Here is a 1,120-nt window from a genome sequence, read left to right as displayed (position 1 = left end):
GATACAACTCACCCGCAACACCCACCGGCACCGGACGCAACCGCGAATCCAACACATACCCACGCGTATTCCACACCGGCGTCCCGATCGGCACCACCCCCGACACCGAACCCACAATCCGATGCGCCGTCGTCGTAATCGCCGCCTCCGTCGGACCATACGTGTTATGCACCGCAGCCGACGTCAACGAACCCAACGCCACCGCAAGCTCCGGCGACAACTCCTCACCACCGGCAAACAAATGCCGCAACGAACCCAACGCACCACCAAAACCATCAGCCACCAACGCCGCAAGCACCGACGGAACGAACTCCGCCACCGAAATCGCATGCTCGACCATCACACCCGCAAGATAATCCAACTCACGATGCCCACCCGGCCGCGTCACCACCAACCGCGCACCCACCGTCAACGGCAAAAACGACTCCCACACCGACACATCGAACGTGAACGGCGCACGCGCCATCACCCGATCATCAGCACCCACCCCGTACTCCCCAGCCAACCACGCCAACTGATTGACAATCGCCCCATGACTGACCGACACCCCCTTCGGCCGACCCGTCGAACCCGACGTGAACATCACATACGCCGCATTACCCGACCGCAACGGCGCAACCCGATCACCATCAGAAACCCGACCACCCGAAAACCCACCCACATCAAGACCATCGAGAACAACAACATCCACACCCACAGGCAACACACCCACAAACGCAGAAACAGTCAACACAAGCTGCGGCGCAGCCGAATCAACCACAAACCCGATCCGCTCCACCGGCAACTCCGGATCAATCGGCACATACGCACCACCCGCAGCAACAACCGCATGCATCGCCACGATCATCTCCACCGAACGCTCCACCGCAAGACCCACCAAAACATCCGGCCCCACACCACGCCCGATCAACCACCGCGCCAACCGATTCACCCGCACACCGAACTCGGCATACGACAACACCACATCACCGAACACCACAGCCACACGACCCGACGACACCTCAACCGAAGCCGCCACCAAATCCGCCAACGTCACACCCTCAACACAACGATCCGTCTCATTCACACCCCCCAACACCAACCCACGCTCCACCACAGACTCCACCTCGAACATCTCGAC

The 1,120-nt window shown here is 60.8% G+C and carries 1 protein-coding gene; it reads right to left on the bottom strand.

Annotation, left to right across the window (positions count from 1 at the left end):
• On the bottom strand, positions 1-1,036 hold a 1,036-nt coding region (locus QMA15_RS32630; protein ID WP_290289334.1), incomplete at its 3' end, for an AMP-binding protein.
• Positions 1,037-1,120: the final 84 nt, after the last annotated feature.

Source organism: Rhodococcus sp. APC 3903 (assembly GCF_030407755.1).
GTDB classification, from domain to species: Bacteria; Actinomycetota; Actinomycetes; order Mycobacteriales; family Mycobacteriaceae; genus Rhodococcus_F; species Rhodococcus_F erythropolis.
Note: the sequence above shows the minus strand (reverse complement) of the source record. Positions and strands in the feature narration are given on the sequence as shown.